Raw genomic sequence first — 18,580 nt, 5'->3', positions numbered from 1 at the left:
GCGGAGGCTGAATCATCCCCCAAGCAGAAGATCAATGGGTCCTGAGCCTAGCATTACAGTTGCATTCTCCTCTTCTGTCTGAATCCATGCGCTTTCATGATTGATGGAGGCTCGTGGATGGCGGGCTTGTCGGTCGAGGAGACGCTGTAGCTTTGGGCCTCGTCGCTTCGTTGTCACATCCCGCGTGATTGTGTACGCGCTTTCTGAACAGCTCCGGCCTTTGGCGTTGCCAGTCCTTGAGGGCGGCGACGGGCGCTCGGCCCTTGAGTGCCGCTTGCGGTAGTTGGCTGTTGTAGAGGTGGACGTAGCGCAGGAGGGTCTGTTCCAGGTCCTCGCCGCTGTGGAAGCGATGGCTCTGCAGGACATCCTCTATCCGGCCGTTGAAGCGCTCGACCATTCCGTTATCCGGCATGATCGAGTCGATGCTTCGACATCCTCGGTTGTTTGCAGCGCTGGTGCTATCCTGAGCGCATCCGGGATTCGGGGCATCGGGAGCACGTGAGTGCGGGCAGACCGAGCAACAAACCTGGGCTGCGAGCCCGTGCCGTTATGTGGTCGCCCCTGCGGCTTGCCCGGATGTGCCGAGAGCACGGATCTGTAAATGCCGCGTGCCCGCCCGCTCCCGCTAGTGTTGGCAAGGAGGGAGACATGCGGATCATCGCACTCGATATCCATCGCGTCTTCGCAGAGGCGGTGGCATTGGAAGATGGAGGATACCGGCAGCTCGGCCGCATCGGCATGACGCGGGATCACCTCGTGGCCTTCGCGACCACGTTGCGGTCGACAGATCATGTGGTCGTAGAAGCGACTGGCAACGCCACGGCGGTGCTCGAGATCCTAGCGCCGAAGGTCGCCCGCGTTGCGGTGGCAAACCCGTTCCAGGTGCACCTGATTGCGCGAGCCAAGACCAAGACTGACAAGATCGATGCCCGGATCCTGGCGCGGCTTTACGCAGCGGGCTTTTTGCCCGAAGTCTGGATTCCTGACGAGAAGACGCTGGCTCGACGCCGGCAGGTGACGCGCCGGAACCAGCTGGTCAAGAGCCGGGTGCGGCTGAAGGCCATCGTGCAGTCTATCCTGCACGCACATCTCGCGCCGCGGTGTCCGCATACCGATCTCTTCGGTGGCAAGGGTCGGGCCTGGCTCCGCGCGCAGGTGTTGCCCGAAGACGAGCGGGCGGCGGTTGAGCGTCATCTTGAGGATTATGATCGCCAGACCGAAGCCCAGAAACAGGTTGAGCGGGACATCGCCTCGGCCGCGCTCGAGGATGAGGACGTCAAGCAGCTGATGACGATCCCCGGGATCGACATGGTAGTCGCCGTCGGCGTCATGGCCGCCATTGGTCGCATCGATCGCTTCGCCACGACCAATCAGCTTGCCGCATATTTTGGTCTCAATCCAAGCGTACGGCAGTCCGGCGACGGGCCGGCCTATCACGGCCGGATCACCAAGCGTGGTCGAAGCGATGCCCGGCATCTTCTAGTCGAAGCCGCGTGGCAGACGGTGCGAAGCCCCGGGCCGATGCGGGCGTTCTACGAGCGAGTGCGGGCGCGGCGCGGCAACCATGTCGCGGCCGTGGCGGTCGCCAGAAAACTCGCAGTCCTGATCTGGCACATGCTCAAGAAAGGCGAGGATTACGCATGGGGTCGGCCAACCCTTATGGCCCGGAAACTGCGCAGCCTAGAACTCGCAGCAGGCCGGCCGGCACAGCGAGGCCAGAGGGGTAGCGCCTATGACTACAACCTCCCGGAACGCCGGGCGGCGGATCAAGCCTTGGCTGAACAAGCCGAGCACGCTTATCGCCGCATCATGCAGCGTTGGCGACAGTGCAACCGGAAACAAGGTGCGGGCGCCGCAAACGAGGCGCGACACTGATCCGGCTGCGCGGCGGAGCCTGCACCTCACGCTCTGCTCTTTGCCACGCGGTCGCCCGTAATGAGAGAAAATAGCACATCTCTGAAGAAAGGGGCTGTTCAATCTCATCCGTGGTCTGCGGGTGCATCGGCTGCGCGAGGCGGTGCTCGATCCCGAGGTCCGCGCAGAGGGTGTTGACCTCGTGCTGTCCGCTGGCGGCGCGCTTGCGCAGGCCGGACAGGCGGTCGGTGAAGGCCTTGCCCCTCGCCCTTGTCTCTCGGACCAATGGCGTTCCAATGGCTCGATCGGTCAGCACCCTGGTGATCTTCATCGGGCCGCGCGGTCCAGATCGCGCAGGAACCTTCGTGCGTTGGCCGCGGTCTGCGCCGGGTAGATGCGCACAAAGACCCATCGGGTCGCCCGGTCGATGGCCACGAAGAGATAGCGGCGGCGATCCTCGTCGGCCATCTGCGGCAGATACTTGATGTCGATGTGCAGGTAGCCGGGCTCATAGGCCTTGAAGGTGCCGTGCGCGGGCTTGGGTTCCTTTTGGCTTCAGCGCCCGCAGGTTGCCCGTCCCGTGCCGACGCGGGCAGCGGTCGAGCCCCGAGCGAGAGACATGCGGGTTGAGGAACGCGCGCACCACCGCGAGCCGCTCGTCGAGCGGCAAGAGAAGCGCCTTGCGGAGTGCAACCGCGACGGCCTGCCTCCTGGTTGCCTGCCGCATCGAAGATCTGGACGCCCGCGCGGGTCAGGACGGCATGGTCGCCGTCCTCCAGATAGGTGATGCGGTCGGTAAAGGGCGCCAGCGCCACGGCGTCGGATCCCAGGAACATCTCACCGTCGCCATGGCCGATGGCCAGGGGGCTGCCCTTGCGGGCCGCGATCATCAGGTCATCCTCGCCATCGAAGATGAAGGCGAGGGCGAACGCGCCGCGCAGCCGTGCCAGGGTGCTGCGTGCGGCCTGGATCGGGGATTGGCCTTGATCCATGTAATGTGCCGTCCACAGTGCCACGGTTTCCGTGTCGGTCTGCGATTGCGGCTGGATGCCCAGCGTGCCCAGTTCCTCGCGCAGGTCGCGGAAATTCTCGATGATGCCGTTATGGACAACGGCCACGGGACCGGACTGGTGGGGATGGGCGTTCACCTCGGTCGCGGCGCCGTGGGTGGCCCAGCGGGTATGGCCAATGCCGATATGGCCGGGCAGGGGCTCGTGGACCAAGCGGACCGACAGGTTCACCAGCTTGCCCACGGCGCGGCGCCGCTCCAGCCGCCCGGTGGCGTCCACCGTTGCGACGCCCGCGCTGTCATAGCCGCGATATTCCAGCCGCCGCAGCGCATCGACCAGTTGCGGGGACACCTCGTGCGAACCCAGAATACCGATAATGCCGCACATCAGCGGGCCTCCTTCTTCGCGCGCAGGGCTGCCATCAGGCGGGTGGCAAGGCCGGGCTTGGTCGCCTGGCGCGCCCGGCCAATGGCCAGGGCACCGTCCCAGGATACCGATAATGCCGCACATCAGCGGGCCTCCTTCTTCGCGCGCAGGGCTGCCATCAGGCGGGTGGCAAGGCCGGGCTTGGTTGCCTGGCGCGCCCGGCCAATGGCCAGGGCACCGTCGGGCACGTCTTCGGTGATCACGGACCCCGATCCGGTCATGGCGTCGTCGCCTACCCGCACCGGGGCCACCAGCATCGTGTCGCTGCCGATAAAGGCGCGTGCGCCGATCTGGGTGCGGTGCTTCATCACCCCGTCGTAATTGCAGGTGATGGTGCCCGCGCCGACATTGGTGTGTTCGCCCACATGGGCATCACCCAGATAGGTCAGGTGGCCGACCTTGACGCCTTCGTCCAGAACCGCATTCTTGATTTCGACGAAGTTGCCGACATGAACGTCGCCGCCCAGTTCGGCGCCGGGGCGCAGCCGGGCAAAAGGCCCGACGGTTGCGCCCGAGGACACATGGCAGCCTTCCAGATGGCAGAAGGGCAGGATTTCCGCCCCCGATTCCACCGTCACGCCCGGCCCGAAGACGACGCTCGGACCGACCACCGCATCCCGTCCGATCACGGTGTCCAGTGCAAACCAGACCGAGGACGGGTCGCACAGCGTCACCCCGTTCTCAAGCGCCCGAAGACGCGCGCGGTCCTGAAAGGCGCCTTCGGCCGCGGCCAGTTCGGCGCGAGTGTTGATGCCCAGCGTTTCCCCTTCGTCGCAGGTGACGACATCGGTGCTGCGCCCCTCGGCCCGCGCCAGGGCCACCAGGTCCGTCAGGTAATATTCCCCCGAGGCGTTCTGGTTCGTCAGCCGCACGATCAGTTGGCGCAGCAGGGATGCGTCAAGCGCCATGACCCCGGAATTGCACAGCGCGATGTCGCGCGTCGCCGCATCCGCGTCCTTGTATTCGACGATCCGTTCCAAGCCCCGCCCCGTCAGAATCAGGCGGCCATAGCGGCCCGGATCCTCGGCCTCGAACCCCAGGACGACCAGATCGGACGGGTGCGCGGTAAGGGCGGCCAGCGTTTCTTCGCCGATGAATGGGGTGTCGCCGTAAAGAACGACCACCTTACCCTCGAACCCTTCCAGTTCGGGCAGGGCCTGGCGGACGGCGTGGCCGGTGCCAAGCTGTTCGGACTGCAGCACGATCCGGGCTTCGGGGTCGATCCTGCCCACGGCCTTCGTCACCTGGTCGGCGCCATGGCCCGCGACAACGATCACCTGTTCGGGTTCCAGCGTCCGGGCCACGGACAGGGCATGGCCGATCAGCGGTGCGCCTGCCAGCCGGTGCAGCACCTTGGGCAGATCGGACTGCATCCGGCTGCCTTGTCCGGCCGCCAGAACCACGATCGCCACGGGTTTGTCCGCCATGCTGTCTCCAATGCCTGTTCAAATTCTTTGCCCGGCGTTCTAATCGGGGCCGCGGCGTATGGGGAAGCTGGTCGGACCAGAAGCCCTTGGCACCCTAGCCTTAGGCGGCCTTTTCGACCGCAGCGACGATCCCGTCCACGACCTCGCGCAGCACCGCTTCGTTCTCGGCCTCTGCCATGACCCGGATCAGCGGCTCGGTCCCCGACTTGCGGATCAGCACGCGCCCGGTGCCCGCCAGCCGCGCCTCGGCATCGGCGATGACCGCGCGGACCTTGGCCGCAGACAGCGGATCGGCTCCTGCGGCGTACTCGCTCGCAGCATCATGCTGCCCAATCGCCGGGAAATTGATCCACCAGATCAATTTCTGGCCCGGCTCAGACGCGGAAAATCCACCTATCCCAGCCGTTCAGATTTCCTGAACCACCTCTCTTTCACACGTAGTGCAAAAAGATTACCATCTGGTTTTTATTGGAACTGGCGATCGAAGTCGCAGAGTTCCCGTGCGAATTGGGCAAGTTCCATCGTGAAATGGGATGGCTGATCGCTCCGGAACATGGCCGCATAGGGCACGGACGGAAGTTCGGGATCAAGGTCCAGAACCACAATCTTTCCTGCGGCAACCAAGGGTTCATGGCAGCGGATCGGGATATAGGTGGCGCCAAGACCGGCGATGGTGAGGCCGAGTTGGGCAACCAGGCTGTCGCAGGTCATCTCGTGTGGAAGCTCGATGCCGTTGCTCCGCAGCCATCGCGATATCACCAAGCCGGTGCCGGACATGCGACCCTGGCTGATGATCGTCATCTGCGCCAGCGCCTCATAGGTGATCTGCGCACCGTGTCCGACAAGAGCCGGACTGGCAACCCAGGCGTTCAGCACTTCGCCAAGGCGCAGCACGGTGGTGTCGGCTGGCTGCAGGGCCTCGGGCACAAGGATCATGTCGTAAACGCCGTCGGCCAGACCTTGGTGAAGGTCGCGAGTCATGTCGACGGAAACATCGAACTCGACATTCGGATAATTCTGTCGCGCCTCGGTGATGAGACGCGGCAACCAGGTCAGCGCGGTCAACTCGGTGACGCCAAGGCGCAACGTCCGCGACGGCATGTCGGAGACGCTTTTCAAATCCATGGCCTCGCTGCGCAACTCTAGCATCTTCTCGCCCAAGTGCAGAAGTTGTTCGCCCTTGGGGGTCAGGACACTGTCGCGGCCGTTTCGATCGAACACTGCAACGCCAACAACAGCCTCCAGCTCCTGGACCCGTTTCGAGATGGTGGATTGAGTCAGGTTCAGTTTGTTGGCCGCCTTTTCGAAGCTGCCCATGCGGGAGATCCAGACCAACGCCTCGACTTGCTTCAATGTCAACATCGCGCATTCCGCCATGAATAAAAGCGATGAATCAACATAGATTAATATCGTTTGTTTTCCAACACGGCCCAACGGTATTTTTCTCCTGAACGGAGGGCCCTTATGACAGACACAACCACCCTTATCCGCGATGCCGATCTCGTCGAGACCTTTCGCGGCATCCCGACCTCGATCCTCAGCGACAACCTGGACCGGCTGCCTGGCGCGCCGCTTCGGCCGTTCCATCGGTCACGGACGCTTGCAGGGATTGCCTTCACTGTCCGCACCCGCTCGGGAGACAATCTTGCCATCCACCGCGCGCTTGAGGAAGCGCAGCCCGGCGACATTCTTGTCGTAGACGGAGGCGGTGATCTGAGCCGGGCACTGATTGGCGAGATCATGATGGAGATCGCCCAATCGAAGCAGCTTGCAGGCTATGTGATCGACGGCGCTATCCGCGACGTTTCCGCATTCGAGCAGTCGGACTTTCCGTGCTTTGCGCATTCGGCAATCCACCGCGGCCCCTACAAGTTTGGCCCGGGCGAGAGCCAGGTGCCGGTATCGATCTGCGGCATGGCGGTTGCGCCTGGCGACCTCGTGATCGGTGACGAGGACGGGGTGATTGCGATTGCGCCGGAAACCGCGTGGCGCATCCTGCCACAGGTTCGGGCGCAGATGGAAAATGAGGCAGAGATCATCCGATCGATCCGCGCCGGCACCTACCGCGGAGCTTATGGAGTTCCCGCCGGCCAATAACGAGACAATGCAGGGGAGGGGAAAACTGTGCAACTGGGATGGAAAGTTACAAGCAGCGCGCTGACGCTGTTCTTCGCGCTCTTTGCCTATCACGCCGCAAAGTTGCCGCTCTTTGATGAACTCGGGCCTGGTCCCGGTTTGTTTCCACTGGTCATGGGCGCCGCGGGACTGGTCCTGTCTGTCATCCTTTTCCTGCAAGTCCGCAGCGGATCGATCGACCTGCCGGACGAGGGAGCCGCCCTGGCGCCGAACGCACGGATGCGCTTGCTGTCGGTCATCATCCTGCTTGGTGTGGCGGCGCTGATGCTCGAGCCGCTGGGATACACCATTGCTGCCCTGATCATGGTGCCGATTGTCCTTGTCGCGCTTGGCGCACGATCGGTCATCGCGATCGCCCTTGTATCACTCGCGCTGAGTGTCGGGGTCTTTCACGTCTTCTATCACTGGCTCGGGGTTGCGCTTCCCGTCGGGCTGTTTGGCATTTGAGGTAATCATGGACACTCTCAGCCTGTTGATGGGTGGGTTCGCCTCCGCCCTGACCCCGCACAACCTCATGTTCGCTCTGCTTGGCTGCACCTTCGGGACGTTGATCGGCGTCCTGCCCGGGCTCGGGCCAGCGGCGGCGACGGCGATCCTGATCCCCTTGACCTTCAATCTCGACCCGACGGGTGCGATCATCATGCTCAGCGCCATCTACTATGGTGCGATGTATGGCGGCACGATCACCTCGGTCCTGCTGAACGTGCCCGGTGAAGCGGCGTCTGTCGTCACCTGCATGTCCGTCGTCGAATGATTTGGAACAGGCGGCCTGATGTTGGTCTGGAGGGCTTTGGCTCTGTGGGTTGAGGTTATGCTGCGTGGCGCTGATGGTTCAAGCGCCGGTTCTGGATGGTCAGTTGGGTCATGCGCATGCGCCTGAAGGCGAAAGGGCACACCGCAAGCCCCAGAACCGCGCTGGATCACCTGGCGCGCATCCAAAAACACGTAACCCACATTGGAGCACAGACCTTTACAGGGATCTCGAAATCCCAGCCGGAACAAAGGAGTCTCTTCGACGCACTCGACATCAAAAAGCCCGCCTGAACCCTCGTGTTGTGGCAAATCCGCTAATCCGGGGTAGCAATATCAACGGCTTAAGATTTTAGCTGTCGAAGATGGGGGATATGTTTCCAGCCGAGCGGCGAGAACTCGGCAACCACAACACAGGGCCGCTCGGCTGATGGGGTGGTTATGCCAGAGAACGATACAAAAGCTGCTAGTACGTTATAGTACCATACCAAATGGTACCCTATAGCTCCTTCACGCCCTCATCTGGAGATTTCCCCTCCCAAACATTCATAAGTCGATGCAATTGCTTGTAATATGGATATCTCTCGTCCTCACACAGATTCTTAAACCGCTCAATTACCGCTTCTGCACCCTTGATTGAAAGCTGGCTTTCACGTCGAGGTTCTCGGCTTGGCCATGACTCTGGTGTAGGAGTTTTGGCCGGCTCGACGGTCCTGCCCCGTGATTGCCGCGGCTGAAACTCTTCAGACAATCTTCCGAAATCGACTTTACTGCTCATGACCGAACTTTCTCAATGACCTCTGCCGCAAATGCTTCCGCGTTCTCTAGTGCCTTATCAATTCCGCTCACTACTGCCCTGTCGAGATCATAAAGCGAGCCACCGTAGCTATGTAGACTGCTATACGCCGTTCTCGCGTTGAGTTCTGTCTTGAACGCGTCAACATTTTCTCTCATCACCGAATTAATCTCACGCTCGTTGCGGGCTTTTACAGCTGCTTTGGTTCGAGCAAATAGAATTGCAGCCGGTATGACCCGCCTCAAGGCACGTGCTTGCATCTTGATCTGGGCCAGTGCTTCAACTGCCGCGTCTGCATCTTGTTGTTCATCGCCGGTTGGGACAACGACAAGATCGCTTTCGGCGAGCACCATAGCATTCAGTTGCGTCGCCGCTCCTTCCAGATCGATCACCACGAATGCAGCACGTCGGGCTGCAGTGTCGATCTCATCCTGGATGAATCTTTCTCCCGCGGACTTCGTTATTCGAAGATTCTTTGGAAGCGGGCCGCGTTTAGACCAGGCAAGGGCACGAGCTGCAGGATCAGCATCAATGATCTCGACGCTTACACCTTGAGCCAAGGTGGTGGCAAGAATGATTGCTGAGGTTGTCTTTCCAGCTCCTCCCTTAGGGGTTGCAAAAGAGATGACTGGCATCCGTTATACTCCTTAGTACCAGGTGGTAGACCGCACTATCTCTACAAAGCTATCGTGCGGTTTGCAATGGTACTATATAGTATTCTAAGCAAGGGTACCGTGTAGTACCAACGTCTTTGGTATAGAATGCTAGGGTACTTGCCCCAGCTATGCGGCATCGTCATTTAGACCGCACTATCTCTACAAAGCTATCGTGCGGTTTGCAATGGTACTATATAGTATTCTAAGCAAGGGTACCGTGTAGTACCAACGTCTTTGGTATAGAATGCTAGGGTACTTGCCCCAGCTATGCGGCATCGTCATTGGGAAAGCGCTACTTGCGAGGACTATGCAGTTGCCTGTAGTATATTATGCTACTTTATCTATTGGTATGGTATAGTACCATACTAATTTCTTTTATTTGGTACCTTTCCTGCTGCTTTCCACTTCAGCATCTAAGAGCGTGCGACAGACTATATTGCGACCTGGTGGGCAGGGGGCGTTTTTCCATCTACGCCAACCCGCGAAGCCCCGCAGGGAGGCATGCAAATTTGCTCGTCTACCTTGCCTCACCGCCCATCGCTTCCATACTCGACGGTCTGCATAAAGATGCCGTAGCCCTCTGCCACCATCCAGGCAGACTCGCTGCCCCTTTTGAATCGCAGCCCGCATCTTCAGCGTCGTCACCGCCTGCTTGTGAAGAGAAATCAGGTTGCTCGCCTCCGGTTCTGAACCTCGTGCAGGATCGATCTTGCCACCAAGAGAGCAGAGCGGCGAGGATCTATTTGATCGTCCGCGACGGGTCACTTAATACTTACGGACCTGCAAATTACTTCGCGTACAGAGGAGCATTCCGTCATCATAGCAACGGAGCCAGTCCGTAACACCCCTGGCGTTTGCCATATGTGGCCATTTGTCCACATTTTCTGTGGATTGTTCAGAGGATAGAAAGGGTACAGCCACTCCGCGGCTCGGCCTTTCGTAGGAGCTGGGCATTACGCCGCAGCGCAGGATATTTAGCCGCTGAGGAATAATGTAGAGTACCGGTAGCTCAAGATGCCGCCGCCAACGTTTGGGACACAAACGAAGACAGCTTGTCGACTCGCAGATGCGCCAAAGCTGCGCTTTCCAACGAGACTCCTTTGGTCGTAGGCCTGACTTCGGGCAGGGGCAGGGCAGCTTGCTGATCCTTGTTTTTCCTGCGCCGGCGCGCAGCCTTCGTGAGAAGCTCGTGCTCGTCAGCCAGCATAGGCGTCTGTAGGGCAGGGTGTCTGACGTCAGCGCCCATGGGACAGATTAGGCAGATTGCGTGATGGAGGGTTTTTGGCTCATCGTAGCCCTTATGGAGCGAAGATGAGCAAGAAACCCATGACGACGAAAGCCGAGGCGCAGTCGCCCTGAACGGCAGACCGAGAAAGACGCTCGGCTGGAAGACGCCCGCAGAGGCGCTGGACGAGCTCATGACGAGAACACAATATGCTGGTGTTGCGACGACCGGTTGAGATCGCCCAATATCTGTCGATCCGATACACCGAACGGCTGGCTGAGCCAGGCATCGACACCTCGGTCGGCAGCGTCGGGGACAGCTACGACAACGCTCTCGCCGAAAACATCATCGGCCTGTTCAAGACCGAGGTCATCAAGTTCCTCGGCCCCTGGAAGTCCGTTGGTCAGGTCGAATGGGAAACACTCAAATGGGTGGACTGGTATAACAAGACGCGCCTGCACAGTGCCATCGGTTACGTCACGCCGAACGAAGCAGAGGAGGCCTTCTACGCAAGCTTGAACGCTGACGAAAAAGCAGCCTAATCATTGAACCACAAACTCTCCGGTAAACCCGGGGCGGTTCAAGCCGTCAAAGGCGGAGCGTTCCCTTCGCGTGCGTCGAACGCCTCCAGCGTCATATCGACGATGTCGGCCATGACCGGGATCCGCTTTAGGGAGAACCCGTCGAGCAGCCCCTGCGCCACGGCCGCGAAGGATGGCCAGAACTCCTGATCGCCCGCGGCCTTCAGGGTGGCCGCCGAAACCGCGAAAAGCCGCGCCCACCATTCCCGACGGGTCTCAAGATGTTTCCAGACCGCTGCCTCCTGCCCCTTCTCAGTCCGGGCGCGGGACATGGCGGCGCGCAGATCGGCCGTGTCTTCAAACCAGGCGTCGCTCTGTTCGAACCGGTCCATCCAGTCTGCACTGGCCTTGACGAGCGCCGCACTGCTTGCTGGCGACTGGGCATCCGTGGTGCCAAGGGCCGCGAGGATGCCTTTGGCATTGCCCGCAGCGGGGGTGAGTGCGTCCGGACCCAAAAGCTCTGCCCATTCCACCAGACCAGGGGCGGGAAGGAGGCTCAGAGCCATGCCCTCACCCAGGCCGCGGGCCAGTCCGTCCGCCAATGCTGCGGGCGGACTATCGAAGGTCTCAAGCTCGTCCAGGATGCTGGCCAGCATCCGCTTCTGCTCGCTTGCACTGGCACAGGGAATAACAAAGGCGTCCTTGACCCCATGGCCCTGTTTCAGCATCGCCATGGCGATGCCGCGACGGCTGCCTTTCTGGAAGGCTGCGATCAGGCTATGGGCCCCTGCCCCGTCGGGCAGACTTGCGGCTGCCCGGTGAATGGTTGCGGCGGAGACTTGGCTTTGCATACCGCCCTCACGCATTTGCCGCCGGATCATCGCATCCAGGGCGGCACGCGCCGGGCCATCGGGGAGCCATTTGCGGATTGCCGGCAACAGAGCAGCAAGCTCCGGAGGCAGCGTTCCCGTCTCCGCGCGGGCCAGCAGGGCCGTTGCCGCGGCCAAGCGGATCTCGGCCCTTTGGTCGAGCAGCCAGTAGAGCCCAAGGCGGGCTTCCACGGCGCCGGGCCGCGCGATGATCATTGACACCAACAATGCAGCGGGCTCGGGAGGAAGGCCGGCCAGGAGCTCGGAAACCGCGGCATGGACCTGCAGAGGCGTGTCGCCGAGGTCCCTCAGGATTGGGTCAAGCAGCTCACCGAGATCAGGCAGCTTTTCCCCGGGAGGCATCGCGCCCGCCATGACGTGCGGAGTAAGGATGGTGAAGGGTGGTGGCGGGAGACCGGCGCGGGCATAGGCTTGCGCCAGGCGCAGGCGCACCACAGGCGGGATGGGACGAGCAGCGTCCTGCGCCATCAGCGCGCTAGCAACAGCCGCGATCAGCGCGTCGCCCTCCGGCGTATCGTTCTCCACCGCCATGCGGGCCTCGTCGAGCACGCAGGATAGCAAGGTTACCGCAGCCTGCGCCGAGGCGCTGTCTTCAGGCTCGAGCGCGGCTTTGGCAATCTCCGCCATGGCGGCAGGCTGGAAGAGCAGGGATCGTGCCGCCTGCCGCAACAGGTATGTGCGCTTCTGATCGTCAGAGGCGTCAGCAATAGCGGCGATCAGGGCAGAGATCCTATCGGTCATGCCTGCAGGGTTAGGGCACCATGCCTATCCGGTCAACGTCGCAACCGTTGTTCTTGGTAGAGCACTGCCTCGTGCAGAACTCGGGGTTGTCGTGCATGCAAGAGCGGCACGTGAGTTGTGTCTGCCTTCTCCTCTTCTGATCTTACGGTTTCGTGATGGTACCGGTTTTGGCGACGGACCGTTTCCTTCTCGCGCCGCAGGTGCTCTTTCACTTACTCACAAGAACCGGAGTTCGTCGTGCTTGACCAGGAACAGATCGAAGCGCCGCAGTTCTCGGAAAGCAGCGAGCAAACACTGAGACCTGAAGCTATCGCACTTGCAGCACCCCGGACGGCCATGGTCATGACACCCCTGACGTTGGGTGCAGCCATGATGCGGATGGCCCAGGTCCGCAGAAACAAACGGCGCTGAGCCACATTGCGCCGCGACGCAAGTTGAAGGGCTAATGTCATTCTGTCTTGATGGAACGGCCTTCACCTGATCGTCAGATTTGCTCTGCATCACCGCCGCCAATCAGGCTTGCGCTGTCCTTCATCTCCTTGTCCAAGGCCTCCACCAGCTCTCGTGCCGGAAGCGCGCGCGCCCGTGCAGCCTGCGCACCCGCCCATTGCGCTGCGTAAGCCGTGGCGCCTTTTGCCTTGGCAGCGATGGTCAGCGCCTTGATAAGGTTATAGGCGCAGGGATAGGAGGGTATGTCGGCCGGGGCGACATCTTCCGCCCACTGGGTCAGCGCATTGCTGAGGCAACGGGCCGGGGGGCAGCGGTCGAGCCCCGAGCGAGAGACATGCGGGTTGAGGAACGCGCGCACCACCGCGAGCCGCTCGTCGAGCGGCAAGAGAAGCGCCTTGCGGAGTGCAACCGCGACGGCCTGCCTCCTGGGCAGGCGTCAATGTCGTCTGAAGCCGGTGCGGCGTGTGGCTGCGGTCGTGGACGTCATCGCGGCTGCGCCACTTCCACACCGTCTGCTCGGAGATCCCGTAGCGCTCTGCCACCAGCCATGCCGGTTCGCTGCTCGCCTGGATCGCGGCCCGGATCTTTGGCGTCGTGGTCGCCTGCTTGTGCAGAGAAATCAGCATCCTCCCACCCCCTCCCGAACCTCGCGCAGGATCGACCTTGCCATGAAAAGGGAAGACCGGCGAGGGTCTATGTGATCATCCGAGATGGAACATCTAGTCGAAACGCACCACGTTCGAAGCGTAAAGATCGACGCCGCGCGCCTCGAACCAGTCAGCGATGACGCCGATGTCCACCGCCCGTCGGCCGATCCGCTCAATGCCTTCGACGATTACGGCGGTGATGTCGCCCTGCGCAACGCGATCCTTCATCGCGCAGACGCCGGGACGCGACCGCAGCAGGCCGCGGCCGGAGACGGCATGATCGGAAAACTCCTCCGCGATCTCGAAGCCCAGCTTTGCGGCCGTCTCACGCACCAGCGCAAGCTGATGCTCACAACTCTGGTCGTTCTGCTTGTCCGATGAATAGCGCGCGTAAGGAACCGCCTTCGGCTTGCCGTTCGGCGTTACCCGAACCGACGCTGCACCGGCAGCGCGCTGCAGACTGCGGGTGGAGGTGCTCATGCTGAACGCTCCACCGCGCGGGACTTGGCAACATAGGCTTTGGCCATCACGGTGACAAAGGCGGAGAGCGGAACGTCGATGCGCGTGGCGCCGCGCGCCGCCCGAGTTATCGCAAACCCTTTCCAGGCAAACCGCCGGTTCCAGTGGTCATGACTACGTCTCTCCTGGGCGTTTCTCCGCACTGAACCACATTTCACCAAGGAGGAACATGGCGAACCAGCTGAGCACCCTGGCAGCGAGGCATGCTGTGACCGGGACCACGGCTCAGGCGGTCAGGCTGGCTGCCGACCCGAGACATTTGATATTTCGCGTCCGAATGACAGCTTCAGCGCAACTCTGCAGCCGCCACGCTGCACCGCCGTGAGGCCGCCTCCCGCCCTTACTGCCACTTGAAGCTTTCTCCATCAGACTGCGGCACCCCGCTCTCAGACCTGAGCCGCCACTACTTGTGCCCTTTCCCCACCAAGGGCTGCAAAGGCACCCCAGCGGCAGGTCAGCGCCATCCAGCAGTCCGCTTATTCAGTGGTCGTGGAGCCTTCAGTTGCCACCTTGGGCTTTCGGCCCTGCTTTGCCTTGGGAGCATCGCCCTCTTCCGGGGCACCAGCCTGAGGTTTTCCACCTGTGGTTTCCGCTGAGTTGACCGCCGCCTCGTCGGACGCCGCCTTCGTCTTCCGGCCTCGTGCAGCCTTGGGCGCCTCAGCGCCTGTGTCAGCCACCGCTTTCGGTTTGCGGCCCTTGGTCGTTCCCGGCGCCTCTGCGGAAACCAGGCCTGCCGCTTTGGAGCGTCCTTTTTTCGCCTTCGAAGCGTCCGCCACTTCTGCCACGTCCATTCTCGGCTTGCGTTCCACGCTTCTGGTGGCGGTCGCAGCCGGAGCTGATGACGGGGCAATCTCCTCTGCGGCAATCTCCTGCTCGGCCTGCGACCAATGCTCGGCATCCTGGCCGTGCGGACGACCGGCCTGTTCCCAAAGGACGTGCGCCCGGTCCCGAATCTTTTGGGTACGTTCTTCATCCATGATATGTCCTCGCTTCGTTACAGCATGCCTCTCGTACCCCGTGCACAATGTGATGGAGATCGTTGGCGGTTGAAGATGTGCATCCGAAGGTGGCATATTTATGCAACCTTGCCAATGGCTTCCCTTGTGCAGACTTAGGGATGGGGTTGCGAAGGCGCCTTAGTCTCCATCACCCGCCGAATGCACTTTACGCTCACCGGACGGCTCTCGTTCTGGAGCGCACAAAGGGATGGGGATCTCTCAGCCGGGCGGCACAAACTCGGGAACATGATCAACACAAAGCCGCGCCGGCTAATGAGACCAACATGTCTGTTCCTGGAGCCGTTCGGAAGCTGTCCTTATGGACAAACAAATGGGATCGGCCTTCTCACGCCAGGCGGTGATCCAGCCCAGCAGCCTCGCCGATGCCACATTCACCTTTGGCACCGTTGACGGTCCTCTCCCCTGGCCACGGCCCGTCTTCCGTGACCTTGCCGATCTGAGGTCTTGCTCAGGTGTGATGGCTGAAATGAAAAGCGGCAGCACCCAGGGAGGAGGAGGGGTGCTGCCGCGGAACGCTGGCCCAAGGAGGAGGGAGGGGCCGCGTTTGGGGTGCGGCACGGCCAAGGAGGAGAAGGGCCGTTGCCGCCAACGACCGGACCAATGGGAGGAGGGGTCCGTCGCATGGGATGCCGCGAAACAGGGCGGCTATGTCAGGGTTGCGGCGACCCCCATGAGGGAGGAGGAAGGGGGCCGCCGCCTGTCGCAGGAAACCCCAGGGAGGAGAAAGGGTTCCTGCGCTGTCTTGGGGCGGCATCCTCGCAAGGGGGAGGAGGAGAGGATGCCGCCAGTTCCGTGCCCCAGGGAGGAGGGGGGCCGGAAAGGGTGTGTCTTACTTCGCGCCCCAGGCGGCTTCATGGGCCAGGCGACCGATCATCGCACGGTTGATGCCCAGGTCGGCCAGGTCGCGGTTGGTCAGCACGTTCAGTTCACGCACCGTCTGGCGATAGATCGCACGGCGGGCACGGTTTTCCTGCATGTGCTGGATCGCGGCCATCAAACGGCCGGGCCTCCAACGCCACCTTCGCTTTGAACTCGGCCGAATAGCGCTTCCGTTTCGTCATGCAGATCAGTCCTTCGTCAATCGCCAGAGCTTAGCGACTGGTTCGAATTCCTGCGACCACCTCTGTCTACGTCGGGTTTGTCCTGCCGTTGCCGACACTGAACCCCTTCCCCTTGCTGCGGCGACTATGAATGGCCGGTTGGCGGAAAGCTGCAGAGCAGCACAATATTAGTCTGACCGGCAGCTCTGGGCCGACCCTGCTCTGTCGTGTAGCAATGATCCTACTGCCTCAAGGCATACCGGTGAGCGATCCAGGATGGTAGTACGGCGCGCAAGGCTGAGTTGTCGCCACCCTTGGCAATCGCCTCGATCTCAGGCAGAACGCGCTTGTCATCGGCCGCCAGCGATTTCTCCCGCCAAGAGCGTGGGCAAGCCGAAACAAGATCGGAAAATCCGGTCGCCCAATCCTGCAAGCCTTTCGCGTCGAGGGTGGCAAGCCATCCCGCCACGATCTTGGCGTCACTCGCTCGATCATGGGCAAGCTCGGCTTGTATCGTCACAAAGCCAAGCAGCTGGTTGACCGACCCTTCGCCCGGAAACTCAATCCCGCCCAGGAGCGGGCCCAGCCATGCTTCCGGAGAGGGCTCTCGGGGTGCGACGGCAAGGGCCACGAGATATCCCTGAAGATAGGCTTCAGTTATTCCGGCATGCTCAAGCAGCGCGCCGACCTCCCCACCCGCTGTCACAGGCGGAGCGTTCCCTTCGCGTGCGTCGGACGCCTCCAGCGTCATATCGACGATGTCGACCATGACCGGGATCCGTTTCAGGGGGAACCCGTCAAGCAGCCCCTGCGCCACTGCCGCGAAGGATGGCCAGAACTCCTGATCGCCCGCGGCCTTCAGGGTGGCCGCCGAAACCGCGAAGAGCCGCGCCCACCATTCCCGGCGGGTTTCCAGACGTTTCCAGACCGCTGCCTCCTGCCCGTTCTCAGTCCGGGCGCGGGACATGGCGGCTCGCAGATCGGTCGTGTCCTCAAACCAGGCGTCGCTCTGTTCGAAGCGGTTCATCCAGTCTGCACTGGCCTTGACGAGCGCCGCACGACTGGCTGGCGAGTGGGCATCCGTGGTGCCAAGGGCCGCGAGAATGGCTCTGGCGTCGCCCGCAGCGGGGGTGAGTGCGTCTGGACCCAAAAGCTCTGCCCATTCCACCAAACCAAGGGCAGGAAGGAGGCTCAGAGCCATGCCCTCACCCAGGCCGCGCGCCAGTCCGTCCGCCAGTGCTGCGGGCGGAATATCGAAGGTTTCAAGTTCTTCCAGGATGCTGACCAGCATCCGCTTCTGCTCGCTTGCACTGGCACAGGGAATAACAAAGGCGTCCTTGACCCCATGGCCCTGTTTCAGCATCGCCATGGCGATGCCGCGGCGGCTGCCTTTCTGGAAGGCTGCGATCAGGCTCTGGGCCCCTGCCCCGTCGGGCAGACTTGCGGCTGCCCGGTGAATGGTCGCGGCGGAGACTTGGCTCTGCAGACCGCCATCACGCATCTGCCGCCGGATCACCGCATCGAGGGCGGCACGCGCCGGGCCATCGGGGAGCCATTTGCGGATTGCCGGCAAGATGGCAGCAAGCTCCGGAGGCAGCGTTCCCGTCTCCGCACGGGCCAGCAGGGCCGTTGCCGCGGCCAGGCGGATCTCGGCCCTTTGGTCGAGCAGCCAGTAAAGCCCAAGGCGGGCTTCCACGGCGCCGGGCCGCGCGATGACCATCGACACCAACAAAGCAGCGGGCTCGGAAGGAAGGCCGGCCAGGAGTTTGGAAACTGCGACATGGACCTGCAGAGGCGTGTCGCCGAGGTCTCTCAGGATGGGATCGAGCAGCTCACCGAGATCAGGCAGCTTTTCGCCGGAAGGCACCGCGCCCGCCATGAGGTCAGGAGAAAGGATAGTGAAGGGCGGTGGCGGGAGACTGGCGCGGGCATAGGCTTGCGCCAGGCGCAGGCGCACCACGGGCGCGATGGGACGAGCAGCGTCCTGCGCCATCAGCGCGCTAGCAACAGCCGCGAGCAGCGCGTCGCCTTCTGGCGTGTCGTTCTCCACCGCCATGCGGGCCTCGTCGAGCACGCAGGACAGCAATGTTACCGCAGCCTGCGCCGAGGCGCTGTCTTCAGGCTCGAGCGCGGCTTTGGCAATCTCCGCCATGGCGGTAGGCTGGAAGAGCAGGGATCGTGCCGCCTGCCGCAACAGGTATGTACGCTTCTGATCGTCAGAGGCGTCAGCAATGGCGGCGATCAGGGCAGAGATCCTATCGGTCATGCCTGCAGGGTTATGGCACCATGCGTATCTGGTCAACGTCGCAGCCGTTGTTCTTGGCAGAGCACTGCCTCGTGCAGAGCAAGGTTGTCGTGCATGCAACGGCGGCACGTGAGTTGTGCTGCGTTCTCCTCTTCTGATCCTACGGTTTCGTGATGGCACCGGTTTTTGCGAAGGACAGTTTCCTCCTAAGCGCCGCAGGTGCTCCTT

The 18,580-nt window shown here is 62.0% G+C and carries 12 protein-coding genes and 7 pseudogenes; 6 read left to right on the top strand and 13 right to left on the bottom strand.

The genetic code is table 11. The features are described 5' to 3' along the window. Window positions 1-172: 172 nt before the first annotated feature. Window positions 173-403 (bottom strand): annotated as a pseudogene (locus tag Q5701_RS22455) (integrase core domain-containing protein); the annotation flags it as partial. Window positions 404-648: 245 nt separating this feature from the next. Between Q5701_RS22455 and Q5701_RS22450 the strand changes: the two are divergent. Continuing rightward, window positions 649-1,875 carry an IS110 family RNA-guided transposase gene (locus Q5701_RS22450; RefSeq protein ID WP_306753115.1) on the top strand — a complete coding sequence of 409 codons (1,227 nt, stop codon included), beginning with the start codon at window positions 649-651 and terminating at the stop codon, window positions 1,873-1,875. A gap of 94 nt (window positions 1,876-1,969) precedes the next feature. Here Q5701_RS22450 and Q5701_RS22445 read toward each other — a convergent pair. From Q5701_RS22445 to Q5701_RS22425, 5 genes and pseudogenes are all read right to left on the bottom strand, one after another. After that, window positions 1,970-2,563: pseudogene (locus tag Q5701_RS22445) on the bottom strand (DDE-type integrase/transposase/recombinase); the annotation flags it as partial. A gap of 1 nt (window position 2,564) precedes the next feature. Then, a pseudogene (locus Q5701_RS22440) lies at window positions 2,565-3,251 on the bottom strand (glutamine--fructose-6-phosphate aminotransferase); the annotation flags it as partial. 122 nt (window positions 3,252-3,373) lie between these two features. Beyond that, the gene (gene glmU / locus Q5701_RS22435) at window positions 3,374-4,717 is read right to left on the bottom strand and encodes a bifunctional UDP-N-acetylglucosamine diphosphorylase/glucosamine-1-phosphate N-acetyltransferase GlmU (RefSeq protein ID WP_306753114.1); all 1,344 of its coding nucleotides are present in this window, start codon (window positions 4,715-4,717) and stop codon (window positions 3,374-3,376) included. A gap of 100 nt (window positions 4,718-4,817) precedes the next feature. Beyond that, window positions 4,818-5,024 (bottom strand): annotated as a pseudogene (locus tag Q5701_RS22430) (phosphoglucosamine mutase); the annotation flags it as partial. A gap of 158 nt (window positions 5,025-5,182) precedes the next feature. Further along, window positions 5,183-6,079: a LysR family transcriptional regulator gene (locus Q5701_RS22425; RefSeq protein WP_306755473.1), complete on the bottom strand. Its 897-nt coding sequence runs from the start codon at window positions 6,077-6,079 to the stop codon at window positions 5,183-5,185. Between the two features lie 51 nt (window positions 6,080-6,130). Here Q5701_RS22425 and Q5701_RS22420 point away from each other — a divergent pair, with 51 nt between their 5' ends. From Q5701_RS22420 to Q5701_RS22405, 4 genes and pseudogenes are all read left to right on the top strand, one after another. Further along, the gene (locus Q5701_RS22420; protein ID WP_306753113.1) at window positions 6,131-6,814 is read left to right on the top strand and encodes an RraA family protein; all 684 of its coding nucleotides are present in this window, start codon (window positions 6,131-6,133) and stop codon (window positions 6,812-6,814) included. A gap of 27 nt (window positions 6,815-6,841) precedes the next feature. Further along, entirely contained in the window at window positions 6,842-7,300 is a 459-nt protein-coding gene (locus Q5701_RS22415) for a tripartite tricarboxylate transporter TctB family protein (RefSeq protein ID WP_306753112.1), read from the top strand. 7 nt (window positions 7,301-7,307) lie between these two features. Then, complete coding sequence (locus Q5701_RS22410; RefSeq protein WP_306753111.1) at window positions 7,308-7,607, top strand: tripartite tricarboxylate transporter permease; 300 nt, start codon at window positions 7,308-7,310, stop codon at window positions 7,605-7,607. 107 nt (window positions 7,608-7,714) lie between these two features. After that, window positions 7,715-7,897, top strand: a pseudogene (locus tag Q5701_RS22405) (IS1634 family transposase); the annotation flags it as partial. 480 nt (window positions 7,898-8,377) lie between these two features. On the opposite strand, the gene Q5701_RS22400 reads toward Q5701_RS22405, so the two are convergent. After that, the gene (locus tag Q5701_RS22400; RefSeq protein WP_306753109.1) at window positions 8,378-9,034 is read right to left on the bottom strand and encodes a nucleotide-binding protein; all 657 of its coding nucleotides are present in this window, start codon (window positions 9,032-9,034) and stop codon (window positions 8,378-8,380) included. 1,485 nt (window positions 9,035-10,519) lie between these two features. Here Q5701_RS22400 and Q5701_RS22395 point away from each other — a divergent pair. Continuing rightward, window positions 10,520-10,822: pseudogene (locus Q5701_RS22395) on the top strand (integrase core domain-containing protein); the annotation flags it as partial. A gap of 38 nt (window positions 10,823-10,860) precedes the next feature. Here Q5701_RS22395 and Q5701_RS22390 read toward each other — a convergent pair. From Q5701_RS22390 to Q5701_RS22365, 6 genes and pseudogenes are all read right to left on the bottom strand, one after another. Further along, window positions 10,861-12,432, bottom strand: coding sequence for a Y4lR C-terminal helical domain-containing protein (locus Q5701_RS22390; protein WP_306753108.1), 1,572 nt, complete (start codon window positions 12,430-12,432; stop codon window positions 10,861-10,863). Between the two features lie 757 nt (window positions 12,433-13,189). Then, window positions 13,190-13,508, bottom strand: a pseudogene (locus Q5701_RS22385) (IS481 family transposase); the annotation flags it as partial. Window positions 13,509-13,601: 93 nt separating this feature from the next. Next, complete coding sequence (locus Q5701_RS22380; protein WP_306753107.1) at window positions 13,602-14,009, bottom strand: recombinase family protein; 408 nt, start codon at window positions 14,007-14,009, stop codon at window positions 13,602-13,604. A gap of 515 nt (window positions 14,010-14,524) precedes the next feature. Next, entirely contained in the window at window positions 14,525-15,025 is a 501-nt protein-coding gene (locus tag Q5701_RS22375; RefSeq protein ID WP_306753106.1) for a DUF2934 domain-containing protein, read from the bottom strand. Window positions 15,026-15,896: 871 nt separating this feature from the next. Next, a complete protein-coding gene (locus Q5701_RS22370; RefSeq protein ID WP_306753105.1) occupies window positions 15,897-16,061 on the bottom strand; it encodes a DUF1127 domain-containing protein in 165 nt (54 codons plus the stop codon). A 287-nt stretch (window positions 16,062-16,348) separates the two neighbouring features. Next, complete coding sequence (locus tag Q5701_RS22365) at window positions 16,349-18,373, bottom strand: Y4lR C-terminal helical domain-containing protein (protein WP_306753104.1); 2,025 nt, start codon at window positions 18,371-18,373, stop codon at window positions 16,349-16,351. Between the last annotated feature and the right edge of the window lie 207 nt (window positions 18,374-18,580).

This window comes from Paracoccus actinidiae, from assembly GCF_030863885.1.
Lineage (GTDB): Bacteria > Pseudomonadota > Alphaproteobacteria > Rhodobacterales > Rhodobacteraceae > Paracoccus > Paracoccus everestensis.
The sequence above is the reverse complement of the archived record's forward strand: the minus strand, read 5'-3'. Positions and strand labels throughout refer to the sequence as shown.

Excerpts from the sequence above, each read along its gene's own strand:
- Q5701_RS22450 (WP_306753115.1), top strand. The coding sequence starts at position 649 with ATGCGGATCATCGCACTCGATATCCATCGCGTCTTCGCAGAGGCGGTG.
- glmU (WP_306753114.1), bottom strand. The coding sequence starts at position 4,717 with ATGGCGGACAAACCCGTGGCGATCGTGGTTCTGGCGGCCGGACAAGGC.
- Q5701_RS22425 (WP_306755473.1), bottom strand. The coding sequence starts at position 6,079 with ATGTTGACATTGAAGCAAGTCGAGGCGTTGGTCTGGATCTCCCGCATG.
- Q5701_RS22410 (WP_306753111.1), top strand. The coding sequence starts at position 7,308 with ATGGACACTCTCAGCCTGTTGATGGGTGGGTTCGCCTCCGCCCTGACC.
- Q5701_RS22400 (WP_306753109.1), bottom strand. The coding sequence starts at position 9,034 with ATGCCAGTCATCTCTTTTGCAACCCCTAAGGGAGGAGCTGGAAAGACA.
- Q5701_RS22390 (WP_306753108.1), bottom strand. The coding sequence starts at position 12,432 with ATGACCGATAGGATCTCTGCCCTGATCGCCGCTATTGCTGACGCCTCT.
- Q5701_RS22380 (WP_306753107.1), bottom strand. The coding sequence starts at position 14,009 with ATGAGCACCTCCACCCGCAGTCTGCAGCGCGCTGCCGGTGCAGCGTCG.
- Q5701_RS22375 (WP_306753106.1), bottom strand. The coding sequence starts at position 15,025 with ATGGATGAAGAACGTACCCAAAAGATTCGGGACCGGGCGCACGTCCTT.
- Q5701_RS22370 (WP_306753105.1), bottom strand. The coding sequence starts at position 16,061 with ATGGCCGCGATCCAGCACATGCAGGAAAACCGTGCCCGCCGTGCGATC.
- Q5701_RS22365 (WP_306753104.1), bottom strand. The coding sequence starts at position 18,373 with ATGACCGATAGGATCTCTGCCCTGATCGCCGCCATTGCTGACGCCTCT.